Below are 19,610 nucleotides of genomic sequence, written 5' to 3' on the forward strand. Positions count from 1 at the left end.
TCACCACGTATCCCGGTACTTCAACCCGGACGCTTGTCACTCGTTTGCCAAATTCTTGAAGCCGGCGCATCTGCGCTGCTTCAACCCCTTCCCTGGCGGCCATAGCGCTGTGGTCCCACCCGATCCCATCCCGAACTCGGAAGTGAAACGCAGCCGCGCCGATGGTAGTGTGCACTTGCATGCAAGAGTAGGTCACCGCCAGGGGCTTTATCCCCAAACACCCTCACCGATACCGGTGGGGGTGTTTGCTTTTGGGGCTCCACATAACCTCTCCACCGTGCCTTGGCGACCCTATCGCCTATCATCCCAAACCGGCTACTGGGCAACGCGGAGCGCGCATTTGTTCGTACATGTCGAAACACGCCGACGCCAGCAATGGCAATGGGCCACGTTGCTCATCGTCAGCGTATGCGCGTTGTGCTTCGTCTGGCTCGCCCTCATGCCGCAGCAGCAGCGCCTCGCCGTGCTCCTGGAATGGGGAACCGTCCCGGCAAACATCTTTGACGCGCATCAACCCGTATGGCCGCAGCTGACCGACCCGTCGCTGCTGCGCCTGTTCACCGCCCTGTTCATCCACGTCACCTGGCTGCATCTGCTCAGCAACCTGCTGTTCCTGATGATCTTCGGCTTGCCGGGGGAGCGCGCGCTGGGATCGCTGCGTTTCCTGCTGTTGTTCGTGATCGGCGGCATCGTGGCCAACCTGATTGGCGCAGTGTCGCTGGCAGGAGTGCGACTGCCGATCATTGGCTGCAGCGGTGCGGTATCGGCCGTGGTCGGCACCTACGTTGCGCTGTTCCCACGTGCGCGTCTGGGTCTGGTGCTGCCGCTGGGCCTTTATCTGGAATTCGTGCGCGTACCGGCCTTTCTGCTGATCGGCATCTGGGCGCTGCTGCAGTTGCTCTTCAGCTATGCAGGCCCGAGCTATGGCGCCTATGTGTGGTGGGCCCACATCGGCGGATTCCTGTTCGGCCTGCTGTTTGCCATGCTTTCGCGCGATGCAATCGCAAGGCGTTTGCGGTACTAACGCGGTCTGGATAGACCGTGCTGACCGGCGAAGCGTTGCAGCAGCCTGCGCGCAACCGGTGTGGCGGCGACTTCGCGGAAACAGCGCTGCGGATCGGAGCCCTCGCGACGCATGTCGCCGCGCTTGCGGCGGATGTAGGCGCGCATCACGTCGGCACTGAATTCAGGGTGGAATTGCGTGCTGAGCGCGTTCGGCCCGTAGCGCAGCAACTGGTGCGGGTCGCGCGCCGAGCGTGCGAGCACGACGGCGCCGGGCGGGACTTCCAGCACGCTCTGTTCGTGCGTGGTGTGGGCGCGGAAGTTTGCCGGCAGGTCGGTGGCCAGCGGATCGCGCGCCATCGCATCCAGCGTCTCGATGGTTTGCGTGCCGATCTCGCGACCGCCGGGAAGATAATCGACGCGGCCTCCCAGTGCGTGCGCCATCAACTGGTGGCCGAAGCAGACGCCGAACAGCGGCAGCTCCGCATCCATCGCGCTGCGGATCCATCCCGCCGTGCGTTCGCTCCATGCGGCGCGCTCGGTGACCATCGCCGCCGAGCCGGTGATCAGGGCGCCGGCCGCCGCGCCCGGCGCGGGCAGCGCATCGCCGGCTTCCACGTCGACGACGTGCAGGCGTTGCGCCGGCAGCAACGCGCTCAGCCGGAACCAGTGCGGAAAGTCGCCGTGGCGGGCGCGGATGGCATCCGGCGCACGGCCGGTACGAATGATCAGGATGGGCTTCATGCGGGATCGGCAGGCACGTGGTCGTCGGGCATTTCGATGGGCGGCAGCACGGCCAGCACTTCCTGCACGGTGGTGAGACCGCGGGCCACCTGTTCGGCGGCGGAAATGCGCAGCGGGCGCATGCCATCGGCAAGCGCGGTCTGGCCGAAGTTGCCCAGTTCCAGTTGCGCGGAAACCAGCGCGCGCAGGCGCGGCGAAATCGGCATCATCTCGTAGATGCCGGTGCGCCCCATGAAGCCGGTGTTGCGGCACTCGATGCAGCCGACCGGCGCGCAGACCTTTTCCGGCACGGGCAGCGGCCAGCCGTGGGTGAGCGCGTTCCACTCGTGCGGATCCTGCGCGGTTTCGCGCTTGCAGTAGGGGCACAGGGTGCGCACGAGGCGTTGCGCCACCACGCCAGTGAGCGTGGACTGGATCAGGTAGTGCGGTACGCCGAGGTCGAGCAGGCGGGTCACCGCGCTGGGCGCGTCGTTGGTGTGCAGGGTGGAGAGCACCAGGTGGCCGGTGAGCGAGGCCTGCACCGCCATCTGCGCGGTTTCCAGGTCGCGGATCTCGCCCACCATGATGATGTCGGGATCCTGCCGCAGCAGGGTGCGCACGCCGGCCGCAAAATCGAGGTCGATCGAGGGTTGCACCTGCATCTGGTTGAACTCGGGCGAGACCATCTCGATCGGGTCTTCCACCGTGCAGACGTTCATCGCCGGGGTGGCGAGGTGCTTGAGCGTGGAGTACAGCGTGGTGGTCTTGCCCGAGCCGGTGGGGCCGGTGACCAGCACGATGCCGTGCGGGCGCTCCACCATGTGCCGCCACTGGGTGGTCTCGCCCGCGGAGAAGCCGAGCTGTGCGAAGTCCTTCACGACCAGGTCGGGGTCGAAGATGCGCAGCACCATCTTCTCGCCGAACGCGGTGGGCATGCTGGAGACACGCAGTTCCACCTCGCGCCCGGTGCTGGAACGGGTCTTGATGCGGCCGTCCTGCGGGCGGCGCTTCTCGGCCACGTCCATGCGCGCCAGGATCTTGATGCGCGCGGTCACCGCGCTCATCACCGGCGGCGGCAGCTCGAACACCTTGTGCATCACGCCATCGATGCGGAAGCGCATCTGGCCAGCCTCGCGGCGCGGCTCCAGGTGGATGTCCGAAGCGCGCTGCTCGAACGCGTACTGCAGCAGCCAGTCGACGATGTGCACCACGTGGCGGTCGTCGGCGCCGACCTCGCCACTCTTGCCCAGCTCCACCAGCTGCTCGAAGTTGAGGATCGCCGAGGTGTCGTAGCCACCGTTGGCCTTCGCGTCCTGCGCCAGCTGGATCGAGCGCTGGACACCGTAGAACTCCTGCAGGTAGCGGTTGATGTCGATCGGGCTGGACACCACGCGGTGCACGTCCCGGCGCAGCATCTGCGAGAGATCCTTGGCCCAGGCCTCGTCGAACGGCTCGGCGGTGGCGAAGGTCACCTCGCCCGGCGCCATCGCCACCGGCAGGATGCGGTGCCGCTGCGCATAGCCGTGGCTCACCACCTGGGTGACCGCGGCCACGTTGACCTTCATCGGGTCGATCTTGAGGTAGGGCAGGCCGGCGTGCCCGGCCAGCCATTCGACCAGGCTCTCCAGGCTCAACGGGCGACCGGGCTCGCGCTGGTTCGGCAGCTTGGCGTTGGCGATCAGCACCAGCGGGTGCAGCTCCACCGTGCTGCGGCCGGCGCGCGAGCCCAGGCGCACCTGCTTGGCATCCTCGGCACTCACGTAGCCGTCCACCACCAGCGCGGCGAGCAGCTCGTCCAGTTCCAGCCGGCCACGGCGGCCGAGCAGAGTTGCGATTTGCGGTGATGCGGCCATCGGACGATTCCCCCGTGCGTGGCGCAGCGGCGGAAACCAGTGCGCAAGCGTGCTGCGGCTATACTAACCCGCTTTACCGAAGCCCACGGAAAGCCATGTCCGCGCGCACATTCCAGGATGTGATCCAGACCCTCAACCGCTACTGGGCGGCGCAGGGTTGCGTCTTGCTGCAGCCGCTCGACACCGAGGTCGGCGCCGGCACCTTCCACCCCGCCACCTTCCTGCGTTCGCTGGGGCCCGAGCCGTGGTCGGCGGCCTACGTGCAACCCTCGCGCCGCCCCACCGACGGCCGCTACGGCGAGAACCCCAACCGCCTGCAGCATTACTACCAGTACCAGGTGGTGATGAAGCCGAACCCGGAGAACATCCTCGAGCTGTACATCGGCTCGCTGAAGGAACTCGGCCTCGATCCGCTGGTGCATGACCTGCGCTTCGTCGAGGACAACTGGGAATCGCCCACGCTGGGCGCCTGGGGCCTGGGCTGGGAAGTCTGGCTCAACGGCATGGAAGTCACCCAGTTCACCTATTTCCAGCAGGCCGGTGGCCTGGAGTGCCGCCCCGTCACCGGCGAGATCACCTACGGCCTCGAACGCCTGGCGATGTACCTGCAGAACGTGGACAACGTGTACGACCTGGTGTGGACGGAAGGCCCGCACGGCACCGTCACCTACGGCGACGTGTTCCACCAGAACGAGGTGGAGCAGAGCACCTACAACTTCGAGCACGCGAACGTGCCGGAACTGCTGCGCTGGTTCGACGTGTGCGAGGCCACCGCCAACCAGCTGATCGCCGCCAACCTGCCGCTGCCGGCGTACGAACAGGTGATGAAAGCCAGCCACACCTTCAACCTGCTCGACGCGCGCCGCGCGATCAGCGTCACCGAGCGCCAGCGCTACATCCTGCGCGTGCGCACGCTGGCGCGCAGCGTGGCCGAGACCTACGTGGCGCAGCGCGAGAAGCTCGGCTTCCCGGGCCTGAAGAAGAACACCAAGGAGCAGGCCGCATGAGCGCCGCCAAATCGCTGCTGATCGAACTGGGCACCGAGGAGCTGCCGCCGAAGGCGCTGGACGAGCTGTCCGCCGCGTTTGCGCGCGGCATCTGCGACGGGCTGGCCAGGCGCGGCATCGAGGCCGCGCTGGACAAGGCGAAGGCGTACTGCTCGCCGCGGCGTTTGGCCGTCCATATCCCGCACGTTGCCGCGATGCAGCCGGAGCAGTCGGTCGAGCGCCGCGGCCCGGCGGTCAATGCCGCGCTGGATGCGCAGGGCCAGCCGTCCAAGGCGCTCGCGGGTTTCGCGCAGTCCTGCGGCGTCACCGTGGAGCAGCTGGAAAAGCTCGAAACCGACAAGGGTGCGTGGTTCGTGTTCCGCGCGGTGAAGCCGGGCCAGTCGCTGGCCGCGCTGTTGCCGGAGATCGTGGACGAGGCGCTCAAGGGCCTGCCGATTCCGCGCCCGATGCGCTGGGCCGACCACGACTACGCCTTCGTGCGCCCCGTGCATTGGCTGGTGATGCTGCACGGCGCGGACATCGTCGACGGCGCGGTGCTGGGCCTGGCCAGCGGCCGCAAGTCGCGCGGCCACCGCTTCATGCACTCGCACCCGGTGCACGTGTCCGACGCCGACGGCTGGCTCGATGCGATGCGCGGCGCCAAGGTGCTGGCCGATCCGACCGAGCGCCGCCAGCGCGTGCGCGAGGAAGTGGCGCGTGCGGCGCAGGAGACCGGCGGCGTACCGCGGCTCGACGACGCGTTGCTCGACGAGATCGCCAACCTCACCGAGTGGCCGGTGGCGATCGCCTGCAATTTCGAACGCAGCTTCCTCGCCGTGCCGCAGGAAGCGCTGGTCACCACCATGGAGACCAACCAGAAGTTCGTGCCGGTGTTCGACGCCGCCGGTAAGCTTACCGAGCACTTCATCGGACTCGCCAACATCGAGTCGAAGCAGCCCGCCGAGATCCGCAAGGGCTACGAGCGCGTGATCCGCCCGCGCTTCGCCGACGCCAAGTTCTTCTGGGACGAAGACCTGAAGACGCCGTTGGCCAGCTACCAGGAGCAGCTCAAGAACGTCACCTACCAGCAGGCGCTGGGCAGCCTGTGGGACAAGAGCGTGCGCGTGGCCGAACTGGCGCGCGTGATCGCCGGCCGCGTCGGCGTCGATGCGGGCGCCGCTACCCGCGCGGCGAGCTTGAGCAAGTGCGACCTGCTCACCCGCATGGTCGGCGAGTTCCCCGAGCTGCAGGGCGTGATGGGGCGTTACTACGCCGGCCACGACGGCGAGCCGGCCGAGGTGGCGCTGGCGCTGGACAGCTACTACCAGCCGCGCTTCGCGCGCGACGGCATCGCCGCCGACAAGGTGGGCCAGGTGCTGGCCGTCGCGGAACGCCTCGACACGCTGGCCGGCATCTTCGCCGTGGGCATGAAACCCAGCGGCAACAAGGATCCGTTCGCCTTGCGCCGCGCCGCGCTGGGCCTGGCGCGCACCCTGATCGAAGGCGGCCTGGAAATCGACCTGCGCGCCGCTTTCGCCGAGGCGCTGGAGCTGCTGCCCGAGGCCGCCTTCGCAGCCGGTGTTAAGCCCGGCAAGGACGGCAAGCCGCCCGCAATCGACGCGGGACAGCGCCGCGCCGCGCTGACGGGCGAGCTGGCCGATTTCGTGCTGGATCGCCTGCGCGGTTACTACGCGGAGCAGGGCTGCCCGGCCGAGGCCTACGAGGCCGTGCTGGCGGTGCGGCCGGAGACGCTGCCCGACTTCGATCGTCGCCTGCGCGCCGTGGTCGAGTTCGGTCGCCTGCCGGAAGCGGCCAGCCTTGCCGCCGCGAACAAGCGCGTGGCGAACATCCTGCGCAAGCAGGCCGAGGAAGCCGGCGAGCCGGCGCCGGCCCATGAGGTCGATCCCGCGCATTTCGAGAACGATGCCGAGCGGGCGCTGGCCGATGCGCTGGCCGCAGCGGGCAAGGAAGCCGCCGAACCCTTGCAGCGCGGCGACTACACCAGCGTGCTGAAGCGGCTCGCGCAGTTGCAGGCGCCGGTGGATACCTTCTTCGAGCAGGTGCTGGTGAACGCCGAGAATCCGGCGGTGCGCCGCAACCGCCTCGCCTTGTTGGGGCGGCTCAAGGCCGCGTTCGGCGCGGTGGCCGACATCGCGCTGCTGCGCGAGTGATCCTGGCGGCCACTCCCGGTCGCCAGGATCAACGGGCGACCGGGAGTGGCCTCATCCCTCAAGCAAAACGCGGCGCCGCTTGAGGGGCGCCGCGTTTTGTCCGGATCGCAAGGTCCGGGTGGACTCAGGCGACACGCGCCTTGGATTGGCGGATGCGCTCGAACAACTGACGGTTGAATTTCAGCATCGCCGCGGCATCCACGCTGGAGCCGTCCTTGCCCAGGATCTCGTAGAGATGGCTGAGCATGTCGGTGTTGTCGGCCAGCGTCATCGGGCTGTTCGCCAACTCCAGCTCCGATTGCAGGATCTGCATGGCGGTGTTCAGGCGGTACGGATCGACGGCGACCGCTTCGGTATCCGTTGTCGCCTGCTGGGCGTGGTGGGAGAAGCGGCTGCGCGCGCGGTGCGTGGTGGTTTCGCTGCTGTACTGGGCATCGTCGCCGCCGGTGACGCTCGGGTCGATCTGCAAGGCGCCCTCGCCAGCGACCAGCCACACCAGCGAGATGCCCAGCGTGCGCGCCATGGTGACGCAGCGTGCGCGCGAGGGGTCGGTATTGCCGTCGCGCCAGCTGCGCACCACGCCTTCGGAGAAGCCGCACAGGCGGGCGATCTCGGTGGCGCTGCCCACGCGCTGGATCAGCAACTTGATGCGGTCGGCGAAGCTTGACTGGAGTGGGTCGTGGGGATGCTTTTGCGTGTTCATGGGGTGGCGTCGGCAGGGCAGGAGGATGGCCGCAAGATCGTACGCTTCCGTGCGGGAAAACATCAGGGATGGGGCATTCGCAGTATTGAACCGGACAGCTTTCGCGCCGCTTTCTTGTTGAATAGGCCATTACTGGAGCCGGTGGCCATTCCCGCAGCCAAGGAGCGAGACCTTGCGCGGGATGGGCTAACGCCCACAAAAAATTTCGGTTGACAGGAGCCTGCGGCTGTTTGGCGTCCGTTCACGAAAATTTGCGGTCGAACCGGCTTGACTTTCCCGCAACTGGCCATTTCGGCTATTCTCGGCGTTTCCCCCGCGACGAAACCCCAGGCGCATAGCCACACGGTTTCCGTGTTCGACCCCCCAATTCAGTTGACGAGGCTTACCCCATGCGCAAGATGGTTCTGTCGGTGATGTCGTTGGCCATGCTGGCCGCCCTGGCTGGCTGCGGCTCGTCGGCGCCGTCGCCGTCGCAGGACGGCACCGCCAGCGCCAGTTCGACGGCTGCCGTCACCGCCAGCTCGGTGAATGGCACCATCTCGGTGCGCGGCACGATCCAGCCGTCGCCGAATGCGCAGCTGGTCATCAACCTGGTGGACGTGTCGCCCTCCGCGGCCGGTTCGGCGCCGGTGGCAAGCAAGACGGTGGCCTCGGGCATCGCTTTCCCGTATTCGTTCCAGCTGGACTTCAAGCCCGGCGACATCAAGCCGGCCGACGTGTACGTGGTGAAGGCCATCCTCACCGATGGTGCGCGCCACTACAGCATGCCGATCCAGGCACCGGTGCTCACCGGCGGCAACAAGAACCAGGCCAACATCGAGCTGGTGGCCGAGCAGACCCCGGCCGAGAAGGATCTGGCCGATTTCAACGCGCTGATCAAGCAGATCGGCGGCATGAAGGTGAGCACCGGCACCAAGCTGGACGCCAATGCCTCGCGCGGCTGGCAGGTGTTCCGCCAGAACGGCGAGGTGAAGGTGATCCGCGAGCTGGTGGACTACGGCGACAAGGGTTTCACCAGCACCGATTTCGCCTACAAGAACGGTTCGCCGTGGGTGGCCGTGCAGCAGAAGAAGGCCAGCAAGGACGCCGCTGCCAGCACCGTCCTGCGCGCCAGCTGGACCGAGAACGGCATGCTGGTGCTGCACGAGCAGCAGTCCGGCAGCAACACCAGCGACTTGGGTTCCGACGATGCCGGCAGCCTGCGCCAGCAGGCGCTGTCCATCTTCAATCTTGCCGGTGGCAACCGGAAGAAGTAAGCCGCTGCAGCGCGAACCCACGAAAAAGGCCGGCATTGCCGGCCTTTTTCGTGGACTTCCGTATTTTTGCGATCATCCTGATCGTCAGGATCAAACGGGTGGCCATCCATGGCCGCACTTCTCATCAGAAGGCGTACTTCAAGCCCAGGTTGACGCTGTTGTACTTCTGGCTGTCGTCGCTGAAGTGGCCGCTATACCCCACCCAGCCGCTGAGGCGCGGATTGAACTGTGCGGACAGGCCGAGGTCGGCGCTGCCCCAGGTCTTGTCCGGCACGAAGCCGCTCAATGCGAAGCTGCCGTTCATGCTGTTGAGGCCGGCGGTGATGTCGCGCGCCTCGGCCTTGTCGTCGTGGTTCCACGCCACCTCGGCGTAGGGCGACAGCACGGTGTTGCCGGCCTGCCAATGGCCCTGCACGCGCCAGCCCAGCGTGCCGATCAGCGCATTGCGCTGCTGGCGGCCGAACCACATCGCGGTGCTGTCGTCGCCGTGCTCGTTGTAGCCGTTGATCTTGATGGTCTGCCATTCCACGTTGGCGAACGGGCCGGTGCGCAGGCTGCCCACGTCGAACCACCAGCCGCCGGTGAGGCCGCCGCCCAAGTGCGAGCCGTCGGCCTTGCCGCTCTCGTTGCGCGAGGCGGCGCCGATCTGGATGCGGCGGTCGATGTCGCTGAAGTTGGACTGGCCGAAGTTGGCGTAGCCGCCCACGTAGCCGCCGCCCTGGTGGTAGGTGACGTAGCCCAGGCCGTTGATGTCCTGCAGCTTGTAGCCGCCGCCGCCGGCGGTGTTGGCATTGCTCTGGCCCACGCCCAGCGCGATGCCGGCGGAGACGTTGTCGCTGGCGCGCACGTCCACGCCCAGCGTGAGGTTGACGTCGTTGCTGGTCGCCTTGGGCGAGTTGCTCTGCGCGTCGAAGCTCTGGTGCGCGTAGTCCACGTTGACGAAGACGCGGGTGTCGCTGCCGTTGCCGTCGGCCAGCATCTCGTTGCGGATCGCGCGGGTCTGCGCGGTGCTGGCGGCCAGCGGCGCCTCGCCCAGCAGGGAGATCTGGCCCGGCGCGGCGATTTCGGACAACACGACCTGGGCCAGCATCGCATGCGCGGCGGTGGTCGGGTGCACGCCGTCGGCGAACAGGTAGGTCTGGTCGGTGCCCGCGGCGTAGGTATAGGGCAGGCCCGAGCCCTGCGGGCCGCATTGCACCGAGCTGGAGCCGGCGCCGCAGGCCGGCGTGGTGACGTTGCTGAAGCCGTAGGCCGACGGATTGGCGATCACCTCGTTGATCAGCGCGTAGGTGTTCACCGGGATCACGTTGAGGCCGGCGTTGCTGAGCTGCGCCAGGCCGGAGTTCAGCGTGCTGTTGAACAGCACCGACAGCTGGGTGACGCCCGCGGAGACGGTGGCGCCCTGCGCGGTGAATTCCGGCGTCGCGCCGATGTTCGGCAGGTTGTAGACCACCGCGTAGCGGGCGCCGCTGGTCTGCATCTGGTTCAGCAGGCCGAGCTCGGTCTTGGCGACGTTGATCGTGCCGGCGGCCAGCGCGTTGCTGTCGGTGGTGGAGCCGAGCAGGTAGAAGATGTCGTTGGCGCCGCCCCAGACCTGGTACAGCGCGTTCGCGTCGGCATGGCCGCCGTTGGCCGCCAGGTACATCTGGAACTGCTGCGGCAGGGTCGGCACGGGTGCCACGCCCTGCACCACGCCGGCGCCGCCGAAGGCGTAGTCGGTGCCGCCCAGCAGCGAGGCCTGGATCGGGTCGCCCAGGTCGGCGGCAACCAGCTCCTCCGCCGTCTTGCCCGGGTTGGTGGTGAAGCGCAGCGGCGTGGTCGAACCCTTCGAAAGCGACACGTTGCCGGCGTCGCTCAGGCTGTCGCCGAACACGACGACCTTGCTGAAATCCGTGGCGCTGGCGGCGCTGCTGAACGCGAGGGCGGCGACGATGGCGCCGGCCAGATGGCGGGTACGAAGCATGGAGACACTCCTGGGCCGGGATGGCCTTGTTAGCTGGGCGTTACGGTAAGGCATTCCATACGGAACCGCATGCTGCAGCGCATCGCGCGCGGCATGCGGTTCCGATGCCGGGATTTCAGCGCTTGATCGCGCGCGCCAGTGCGTCGGCGAAGGCGCTGTTGGCCGGGGCGGGCGCCGGCTTGGGCGCGGCGCCCGGGCGCGGGCCGCGGTTGTCGCGCTGGCCGGGGCGGGCATCGCCGCCGGCGGGCTTGCCGCGCGCCTGGCCCGGCTCGTCGTCGAGGCGCATCGACAGGCCGATGCGCTGGCGCGGGAGATCCACCTCCATCACCTTCACCTTGACGATGTCGCCGGCCTTCACCGCGTCGCGCGGATCCTTGACGAAGGTGTGCGACAGCGCGGAGACGTGGACGAGGCCGTCCTGGTGCACGCCGATGTCCACGAACGCGCCGAACGCGGCCACGTTGGTGACGCGGCCTTCGAGGATCATGCCGGGGCGCAGATCCTTCACATCCTCCACGCCCTCGGCGAAGCTGGGCGCGACGAACTCGGGGCGCGGGTCGCGGCCGGGCTTCTCCAGTTCTTTCAGGATGTCGCGCACCGTGGGCACGCCGAACTTCTCGTCGGTGAACTGCTCGGGCTTGAGGCCGCGCAGGAAGCCGGTGTCGCCGATGATGTTGCGCACCTCGCGGCCGCACTGGGCGATGATGCGTTCCACCACCGGATAGGCTTCCGGATGCACCGCGCTGGCGTCCAGCGGATTGTCGCCGCTGGGCACGCGCAGGAAGCCCGCGCACTGCTCGAACGCCTTGTCGCCCAGGCGCGGCACCTTGAGCAGCGCCTTGCGGTTGGCGAAGGCGCCATTGGCGTCGCGATGCTTCACCACGTTCTCGGCCACGCTGGCGGAAAGGCCGGCCACGCGCGAGAGCAGCGCGGCGGAGGCGGTGTTCACGTCCACGCCCACCGCGTTCACGCAGTCCTCGACGCGGGCGTCCAGCGCGCGGGCCAGCTTCACCTGGTTCACGTCGTGCTGGTACTGGCCCACGCCGATCGCCTTGGGCTCGATCTTCACCAGCTCGGCCAGCGGATCCTGCAGGCGGCGCGCGATGGAGACGGCGCCGCGCAGGCTCACGTCCAGTTCCGGGAATTCCTTCGCGGCGGTTTCCGAGGCGGAGTACACCGAGGCGCCGGCCTCGCTCACCACGACCTTCGACAGCTTGTGCTCGGGATGGCTCTTGGCCAGGCCCTTGATCAGCTCGCCGGCCAGCTTGTCGGTCTCGCGCGAGGCGGTGCCGTTGCCGATGGCGATCAGATCCACGCCGTGCTTCTGGCACAGCCGGGCCAGCGCGGCCAGCGATTCGTTCCACTGCCGGCGCGGCTCGTGCGGATAGATGGTGTCGGTGGCGAGCAGTTTGCCGGTGGGATCGACCACGGCGACCTTGCAGCCGGTGCGGATGCCGGGATCCAGGCCCAGCACGGTCTTGGCGCCGGCCGGCGCGGCCAGCATCAGATCCTTGAGATTGTCGCCGAACACGCGGATGGCTTCGTCCTCGGCGCCTTCGCGCACGCGGCCGAACAGATCCAGCGTGAGGTGCAGGTGCAGCTTCACGCGCCAGGTCAGGCGCACGGTCTCGCGCAGCCACGCGTCGGCGGCGCGGCCGCGGTCGTGGATGCCGGCATGCGCGGCCACGCGGCCCTCGCCTTCGGCATGGCCCTGCTCGGCATCCAGCGCGGGCTGCAGGTCGAGTTCGATGATGCCCTCGTTGCGCGCGCGCATCAGCGCCAGCAGGCGGTGCGAGGGGATCTTGCCGATGGGTTCCACATGGTCGAAATAGTCGCGGAACTTAGCGCCCTCGTTCTCCTTGCCTGCGACCACCTTGGCGCGGATCTGGCCCTTGTCCCACAGCCAGTCGCGCAGCTCGCCCACCAGGTGCGCATCCTCGGCGATCGACTCCATCAGGATCGCGCGGGCGCCGTCCAGCGCGGCGCGCACGTCGGCCACGCCCTTGTCAGTGTCGACGAAGGGCGCGGCGAAGGTTTCCGGCGACTGCGTGGGATCGTCGCGCAGGCCCAGCGCCAGCGGCTCCAGCCCTGCTTCGCGCGCGATCTGCGCCTTGGTGCGGCGCTTGGGCTTGTAGGGCAGGTAGAGGTCTTCCAGCGTGGCCTTGGTTTCGGCGGCGAGGATGTCGGCCTTCAGCGCATCGCTGAGCTTGCCCTGTTCCTCGACGCTGGCGAGGATCGCCGCACGGCGTTCCTCCAGCTCGCGCAGGTAGCGCAGGCGCTCTTCCAGCGTGCGCAACTGGGTGTCGTCGAGGCCGCCGGTGACTTCCTTGCGGTAGCGCGCGATGAACGGCACGGTGGCGCCGCCGTCGAGCAGATCGACCGCCGCGCGCACCTGTTCGGTCTTGGCGGCGATGTCCTGGGCGATGCGTTGTTCGATGCTGAGCATGGAGTGGAGCGTGTCCTTCGTGTGGAACGGGTCGTCGATGATAGCAAGCAGGTGCAGCCGGCCCGCCCCGGCAGAATCGCCCGGAGCGCTTCGCATCGCGTCCACGAGGCTGGCCGCCAAAGAAAACGGCGCCGGGGCGAACCCCGGCGCCGTGCTTGCGGAACGGCGAATCAGGCGTTGAACGAGCCGCCGGGGCCGGCGGACTTCGCGGACGCGTCCTTGAATTCGCTGGCGCGACCGTTCAGCACCAGGGTGCCGCACATGATGTCGTGCAGGCCCTGCTTGTGCCGGGTGAACGCGACCATGATCACGCCGATGAACAGGATGAGGAAGCTGAGAATCTTGGCGAGGTAACGTCCGATGGCGCGGCCGAAGCTTATGCGCCGGCCCTCCATGTCGGTGACGCGGATGCCCAGCGCCAGCTTGCCCAGGGTGGCCTGCCACGCCGAGCTTTCGCAGATGGCGAAATACAGCACGCCGACCACGAAGCCCAGCAGCATGGACGGCCACGCGGCGGCGAGGTAATGCATCTGCGCGGCATGGACGACCTGCATGTCGCCGGCGGCGCCCTTGACGGCCTCGCTCATGGCGTCCTTGGCGGCGCCGGCACCGGTGACCACTTCGATCAGCTTCTGCGGGATCCACAGCACGATGGCATCGAGGATGTAGGCGGCCACGCGCTTCCAGAAACCCGCGTAGTCCTCCAGCGAGGCGGCGGTGGTCTGCGGCAGGTGCTGCATGGGCGCGGCGGGCGCCGAATACGGATTGTCCGCGGCCGGGGCGGCGTCGCGCGTCACGTCGGGGAACAGCACCGACAGCGGCTGCCAGTCGGCGAGGCCCTCACGCCAGGCGAGGTCGCTGCCGCTGACCTGCCCGCTGCGCAGCCAGGCGCGCACGTCCTCTTCCTTGTACGGGCCATGGCGCTCGCCGTTGCGGCCGATCCAGATTTCCATTGCATGCACTCCCCGTGTGATGGATGCGGGGATGATGCCATGCCGCGCGGCGCGCAGGGGCGCCCGGGCACGCGAAAACTCAGGCCGCGTGCCGTCTCAGGTGCACCAGCAGCAGCGAGATCGCCGCGGGGGTGACGCCGCTGATGCGCGCAGCCTGGCCGAGGGTGGCGGGCTGCGCGCGCCTGAGCTTGAGCAGCACCTCGGCGGAGAGGCCGCGCACGGCGCCATAGTCGAAGCCGGCGGGGATCGCGGTCTGCTCGTGGCGGCGCTGGCGCTCGATCTCCTCGCGCTGGCGCTCCAGGTAGCCGGCGTACTTGGCCTGCACCTCGACCTGGGCGGCCACGTCCTCGCGCTCCACCGCGGGGCCGAGTCCGGCGACGGCGGCGATTCCCGCGTAGTCCAGTTCCGGGCGGCGCAGCAGATCCAGCGCGTTCGTTTCGCGGCTCAGCGCGATGCCGAGCTGGCGCTCGATCGCGGCGCCCAGGGCGTTGGTCGGGGCCGCCCACAGCGCACCGAGGCGCTGCGTCTCGCGCTCCACCGCCTCGCGCTTGGCGCGCAGCGCGTCGAAGCGCGCCTGCGGCACCACGCCCAGCGCATGGCCCTGTTCGGTCAGGCGCAGATCGGCGTTGTCCTCGCGCAGGTGCAGCCGGTATTCGGCGCGCGAGGTGAACATGCGGTAGGGCTCGATGGTGCCGTTGCTGGTGAGGTCGTCGATCAGCACGCCGATGTAGGCCTCGTCGCGGCGCGGGTACCACGGCGCCTTGCCCTGTGTGGACAGGGCGGCATTGAGCCCGGCGACCAGGCCCTGCGCGCCGGCCTCCTCGTAGCCGGTGGTGCCGTTGATCTGGCCGGCGAAGTACAGGCCCGGGATCGCCTTGGTCTCCAGCCATGGGTTGAGCCCGCGCGGATCGAAGTAGTCGTATTCGATGGCGTAGCCGGGGCGGGTGATGTGCGCGTGCTCGAAACCCTTGATCGACTGCACCAGTGCCAGCTGCACGTCGAACGGCAGCGAGGTGGAGATGCCGTTGGGGTAGATCTCGAACGTGTCCAGCCCTTCCGGCTCGATGAAGATCTGGTGCGAACTCTTCTCGGCGAAGCGCACCACCTTGTCCTCGATGGACGGGCAGTAGCGCGGGCCCACGCCCTCGATCTGGCCGGTGTACAGCGGCGAGCGATCCAGCGCGCCGCGGATCAGCGCGTGGGTGCGCTCGCTGGTATGGGTGATCCAGCAGCTCACCTGGCGCGGATGCTGGTCGCGCGCGCCGAGGTAGGAGAACACCGGCGCCGGATCGTCGCCGCGCTGCTCTTCCAGTCCGGTGAAGTCGATGCTGCGGCGGTCGATGCGCGGCGGGGTGCCGGTCTTGAGGCGATCCGCCGCCAGCGGCAGCTCGCGCAGCCGCGCCGCCAGCGTGCTGGCCGGCGGGTCGCCCGCCCGGCCGCCGGCGTACTGGGCGGGGCCGACGTGGATCTTGCCGGCCAGGAAAGTGCCCGCCGTGAGCACAATCGACCTGGCGCGGAAGGAAACGCCCATTTGCGTCACTACGCCCACGGCGCGGCCGCCTTCCACGACCAGGTCGTCCACCGCCTGCTGAAACAGGTCGAGATTGACCTGGTTTTCCACAATGTGACGTATCGCGGCACGGTACAGGGCGCGGTCGGCCTGGCAGCGGGTGGCGCGCACCGCCGGGCCCTTGGAGGCGTTCAGCGTGCGCCACTGGATGCCGGCCAGATCGGCCGCATGCGCCATCGCGCCGCCCAGCGCGTCGATCTCCTTCACCAGATGACCCTTGCCGATGCCGCCGATGGCCGGGTTGCAGCTCATCGCGCCCACGGTTTCGATGCTGTGGGTCAGCAGCAGAGTGCGCGCGCCGGTGCGCGCGGATGCCAGCGCGGCCTCGGTGCCGGCGTGGCCGCCGCCGATCACGATGACGTCGTAGTGGGAGGGGTGGAGCATCGCGGCCACGGGGCTGAAACGGGTGGTTATGGTACCGCGCTAACCCGCATGAGGTTTGGCATGCAACCTGCTTGATGTAGCTTGCACTTTCATGGGCACCGGCTGCGCGACCACGCGCGCCGGGATCGGGCGGACAGGGGCCTGATCGCGCGTCACGGAAGGAAGCGGGACGGCGCCCTTCGGGGCGCCGTCGTTTTTTGCGCGCCAGGCGAAGTCGCCGGGGCGCTTCCTGCATCGCACCGGCGATGAATGCTGGCCGCAAAAAGCGAAACCCCGCACAGGTGCGGGGTTTCGTCGTTGAGATCTGGCGCCCGGTGGTCTCAGGAACAGGGGGAATCCAGGATGACCGTGGTGCCGGGCGCCAGAAACCTTGAAACTCGGAGCTGTTTGGCTGGCTGCCTTGCCGCCAGAACGTGGATCGATCTTCGCCGCGAACAGGTGAACCAGCGGTGACTGGAACGCAAATTTCTGCCGAAGCATGACAGGAGTTGACGTGCTGCGTCAGTCTCGAATAGACGCCCAAACACATAGTGTGATTGGCATCACACTTTGGCATGGGCGATGCATTGTCTCTGGCAACCAACCACCGGAGAGCCGCCATGGGCATGAACATCGAATTCGAGAAGTTCTTTCCGCACCACGATCTGCTGATCGAGATCGGTCGCATCGAGATGGCGATGGAAACCCTGCACGATCGCGCCGAGAACGAGCGTGCGATGCTGCAGCCGCGCCTGGAGTCGCGCATGGTGCGCCTGCGTACCGCATTGAACAGCCTGCCGGTATGAGGCCTGCCAGCATGTGCGGCGATATCTGATATGCGTACCTTGGGCGCGATGGCTTTGAACTGACCGCAACACCAGAGTCATCGCGCACAAGGTGCGCACCATCGACACGAGAAGCGGCGGCCCTTGGCCGCCGCTTGCCGTTTCAGCCTTTCAGCATGTTGCCCACGATCTCGGCGAGGTTGCGCGAGAGCCTGTCGTGGGCCGCCAGCATGGCCAGCACGGCATGGGCCGCCTCGCGGCGCCGCGGCTCCAGCCGATGCCAGCCGTTGAACGCGGTGGCGAGGCGGGCGGCGGTCTGCGGGTTCAGCGCGTCCAGCGCCAGCAGGCGTTCCGCGTACAGCCGGTAGCCCGCGCCATCCGCGCGATGGAAGCCGCTGGGGTTGCCGTTGGCCCAGGTGCTCAGCAGGGCGCGGGCGCGGTTCGGGTTCTTCAGGGTAAAGGCGGGATCGGCCTCCAGCGCCTGCACGCGCGCCAGTGCGTCTTCGCCGGGCAGCTGCGCCTGCAACGCAAACCACTTGTCCAGCGCCAGCGGATCGCTTGCGTAGCGCTCGCGGTAGTGCGCCAGCGGCCCGGCGCTGCGCGCGGCGTCGTGGCGCGCCAGCACGGCGAGTGCGGCGAGGCGGTCGGTCATGCTCGGTGCGTTTTGGTATTGCGCGATGGCGTGGTCGCACGCGGCGGCGGGATCGAGCAGCGCCAGCAACTGCAGCACGCGCTGCTTGAGGCTGCGGCCGGCCTGGCTGGCGGCGTCGATGGCCACTGTGGATCGCGCGGCGAGAGCGCGGTAGCGCGCGTCCAATTGGCCCAGGCCGATGCGCGCGGCAAGGCGCCGCTGCAATTGCTGGCGCAGCGCGTGGATGTGCGCCGGATCGACCATGTTTTCGCGTTCCGCCAGCTCGACTTCGCCCGGCGGGGTGAGCAGGTCGGCGAGCAGGGCGGGGTCGAGCCGCGCATCGTCGAACAGGGCGGCCAGCGCGTCGCACCACGCGTCCGCGGCGTCCGTGCTGGCGCCGTCGCGCAGGGCATCGCAGGCGCGCAACGCGAGTTGTTGGCCGGCTTCCCAGCGGTTGAAGCCGTCGGGGTCGTGGCCCAGCAGCAGGGCGAGTTCGGCCGGCGTGTAGTCGCATTCCAGGATCGCCGGCGCGGAGAAGCCGCGCAGCAGCGAGGGCACGGGGCGCTGCGCCACGTCGCGGAACACGAAGCGCTGCTCGGTTTCGGCCAGCACCACCACGGCTTCGGCGCCGCCCGCATGGCCGTCCAGGTGCAGCGGCAGCATGCGGCCGTCGGGGCCGAACAGCGCCAGCTTCACCGGGATCGGCAACGGCTGCTTGTGCGGCTGCTGGTGGCTGGACGGCGTGTGCTGCGACAGCGTGAGCGTGTATTCGCGGCGCGCGGCGTCATAGTCGCCGCGCGCCTTCAGCCGCGGCGTGCCGGACTGGCCATACCACGCGAGGTAGGGCGAGAGGTCGGTGCCGTTGGCTTCGCCCAGCGCGGCGAGGAAATCCTCGATGGTGGCGGCGCGGCCGTCGTTGCGGCCGAAGTACAGGTCGCTGCCGCGGCGGAAGCCTTCCGCGCCCAGCTTGCCGGCCAGCATGCGCACCAGCTCGGCGCCTTTCTCGTATACGGTGGCGGTGTAGAAGTTGTTGATCTCGCGGTATTCGGCGGGGCGCACCGGGTGCGCCAGCGGGCCGGCGTCCTCGGGGAACTGCGCGCGGCGCAGCAGGGCCACGTCCTCGATGCGCTTCAGCGGCGCGGAGTTCATGTCGGCCGAGAAGCACTGCTCGCGGTACACGGTGAAGCCTTCCTTCAGGCTCAGCTGGAACCAGTCGCGGCAGGTGACGCGGTTGCCGCTCCAGTTGTGGAAGTACTCGTGCGCGACCACCGCTTCCACGCGGCGGTATTCGTCGTCGGTGCTGGAGTCGGCGTCGGCCAGCAGGCACTTGGTGTTGAAGATGTTGAGGCCCTTGTTCTCCATCGCGCCCATGTTGAAGTCGTGGGTGGCGACGACGTGGAACACGTCGAGGTCGTAGTTGCGGCCGTAGGCCTGCTCGTCCCAGCGCATCGAGCGCACCAGTGCGTCCATCGCGTAATGGCAGCTGCCGATGGCGTCGGTCTCGGCCCAGATCTTCAGCTGCACGTCGCGGCCGTCGGCGGTGCGGTAGTCCTGTTCGATCTTCTCCAGCCGGCCGGCGACCAGGGCGAACAGATAGGCGGGCTTGGGATGGGGGTCGACGAAGCGCGCCCAGTGGCGGCCGCCTTCCAGCTCGCCCGCGCCGTCCGGATTGCCGCCGGCCAGCAGCACCGGGAAGCGCGCACGGTCGGCGCGCAGGGTCACGGTGTAGCTGGACTGCACATCGGGACGGTCGGGGAAATACGTGATGTGGCGGAAGCCCTGCGCCTCGCACTGGGTGAGCAGGAAGCCGGTCTCGCGCGGGCCGGACAGGTACAGGCCTTCCAGCGCGGTGTTCGCGGCGGGATGCACGCGCACGCGCGTTTCCAGCACGCTGCCGTCGCGCGCGCCGTCCACCTCGATGCCGCCGTCGATGAAGCGGTACGCATCTGCCGCCAGCGGCTGGCCGTCCAGCACGATGGAGAGCAGTTCGAGGTTTTCGCCGTCGAGGCGCAGCGGCTCGTCCTGCGCGAGATCGCGGCGCAACAGCAGCTTCGCGGCCACCTCGGCATCGTCGATGCCCAGCTCGAAATCCAGCTCCACCCGCTCCACCCGCCACGCGGGCGCCCGGTAGTCGGCGAGGCGGATCGGCAGGTTGGCGGCGTCGGGTCGTGCGTTCATGCGAAGACAATCGGGCTGGGGGGTGGA

13 protein-coding genes and 1 rRNA gene are annotated in these 19,610 nt (G+C 68.4%); 6 read left to right on the plus strand and 8 right to left on the minus strand.

Translation table 11 applies throughout. The features are described 5' to 3' along the window. Positions 1-91: 91 nt before the first annotated feature. Both rrf and ACZ5Z2_RS00460 read left to right on the plus strand, forming a co-directional pair. Positions 92-204, plus strand: a 5S ribosomal RNA gene (gene rrf, locus ACZ5Z2_RS00455). Between the two features lie 136 nt (positions 205-340). Next, complete coding sequence (locus ACZ5Z2_RS00460) at positions 341-1,024, plus strand: rhomboid family intramembrane serine protease (protein ID WP_464760019.1); 684 nt, start codon at positions 341-343, stop codon at positions 1,022-1,024. On the opposite strand, the gene ACZ5Z2_RS00465 is transcribed toward ACZ5Z2_RS00460, so the two are convergent. Beyond that, complete coding sequence (locus ACZ5Z2_RS00465) at positions 1,021-1,746, minus strand: glutamine amidotransferase (RefSeq protein ID WP_464760020.1); 726 nt, start codon at positions 1,744-1,746, stop codon at positions 1,021-1,023. The genes ACZ5Z2_RS00460 and ACZ5Z2_RS00465 overlap by 4 nt on opposite strands. Then, positions 1,743-3,578, minus strand: a complete 1,836-nt coding sequence (gene tfpB / locus ACZ5Z2_RS00470; RefSeq protein ID WP_464760021.1) for a type IV pilus assembly ATPase TfpB — start codon at positions 3,576-3,578, stop codon at positions 1,743-1,745. The genes ACZ5Z2_RS00465 and tfpB overlap by 4 nt, the downstream gene beginning before the upstream one ends. A gap of 95 nt (positions 3,579-3,673) precedes the next feature. Between tfpB and glyQ the strand changes: the two genes are divergently transcribed. After that, complete coding sequence (glyQ, locus tag ACZ5Z2_RS00475) at positions 3,674-4,585, plus strand: glycine--tRNA ligase subunit alpha (protein WP_464760022.1); 912 nt, start codon at positions 3,674-3,676, stop codon at positions 4,583-4,585. Then, the gene (gene glyS / locus ACZ5Z2_RS00480) at positions 4,582-6,735 is read left to right on the plus strand and encodes a glycine--tRNA ligase subunit beta (RefSeq protein ID WP_464760023.1); all 2,154 of its coding nucleotides are present in this window, start codon (positions 4,582-4,584) and stop codon (positions 6,733-6,735) included. Before glyQ ends, glyS begins: the two co-directional genes overlap by 4 nt. A 124-nt stretch (positions 6,736-6,859) precedes the next feature. Here glyS and ACZ5Z2_RS00485 read toward each other — a convergent pair whose 3' ends face one another. Further along, positions 6,860-7,438 carry a helix-turn-helix domain-containing protein gene (locus tag ACZ5Z2_RS00485; protein ID WP_464760024.1) on the minus strand — a complete coding sequence of 193 codons (579 nt, stop codon included), beginning with the start codon at positions 7,436-7,438 and terminating at the stop codon, positions 6,860-6,862. A 389-nt stretch (positions 7,439-7,827) separates the two neighbouring features. On the opposite strand from ACZ5Z2_RS00485, the gene ACZ5Z2_RS00490 reads away from it, so the two are divergent. Beyond that, the gene (locus tag ACZ5Z2_RS00490; protein ID WP_464760025.1) at positions 7,828-8,694 is read left to right on the plus strand and encodes a YbaY family lipoprotein; all 867 of its coding nucleotides are present in this window, start codon (positions 7,828-7,830) and stop codon (positions 8,692-8,694) included. Positions 8,695-8,818: 124 nt separating this feature from the next. Here the strand turns inward: ACZ5Z2_RS00490 and ACZ5Z2_RS00495 are convergent, their stop codons facing one another. From ACZ5Z2_RS00495 to mnmG, 4 genes are all read right to left on the minus strand, one after another. Then, on the minus strand, positions 8,819-10,657 hold the full coding sequence (locus ACZ5Z2_RS00495) for an autotransporter outer membrane beta-barrel domain-containing protein (protein WP_464760026.1): 1,839 nt from the start codon (positions 10,655-10,657) through the stop codon (positions 8,819-8,821). Positions 10,658-10,772: 115 nt separating this feature from the next. Further along, entirely contained in the window at positions 10,773-13,103 is a 2,331-nt protein-coding gene (locus ACZ5Z2_RS00500; protein ID WP_464760027.1) for a Tex family protein, read from the minus strand. Positions 13,104-13,273: 170 nt separating this feature from the next. Next, positions 13,274-14,056 carry an RDD family protein gene (locus tag ACZ5Z2_RS00505; RefSeq protein ID WP_464760028.1) on the minus strand — a complete coding sequence of 261 codons (783 nt, stop codon included), beginning with the start codon at positions 14,054-14,056 and terminating at the stop codon, positions 13,274-13,276. Positions 14,057-14,135: 79 nt separating this feature from the next. Then, a complete protein-coding gene (gene mnmG / locus ACZ5Z2_RS00510) occupies positions 14,136-16,010 on the minus strand; it encodes a tRNA uridine-5-carboxymethylaminomethyl(34) synthesis enzyme MnmG (protein ID WP_464760029.1) in 1,875 nt (624 codons plus the stop codon). Between the two features lie 599 nt (positions 16,011-16,609). Here mnmG and ACZ5Z2_RS00515 point away from each other — a divergent pair. Beyond that, positions 16,610-16,795, plus strand: coding sequence for a hypothetical protein (locus ACZ5Z2_RS00515; protein ID WP_464760030.1), 186 nt, complete (start codon positions 16,610-16,612; stop codon positions 16,793-16,795). A gap of 142 nt (positions 16,796-16,937) precedes the next feature. Here the strand turns inward: ACZ5Z2_RS00515 and pepN are convergent, their stop codons facing one another. Then, on the minus strand, positions 16,938-19,583 hold the full coding sequence (pepN, locus tag ACZ5Z2_RS00520; protein ID WP_464760031.1) for an aminopeptidase N: 2,646 nt from the start codon (positions 19,581-19,583) through the stop codon (positions 16,938-16,940). Positions 19,584-19,610 lie beyond the last annotated feature (27 nt).

Source organism: Rhodanobacter sp. G1 (genome assembly GCF_055397855.1).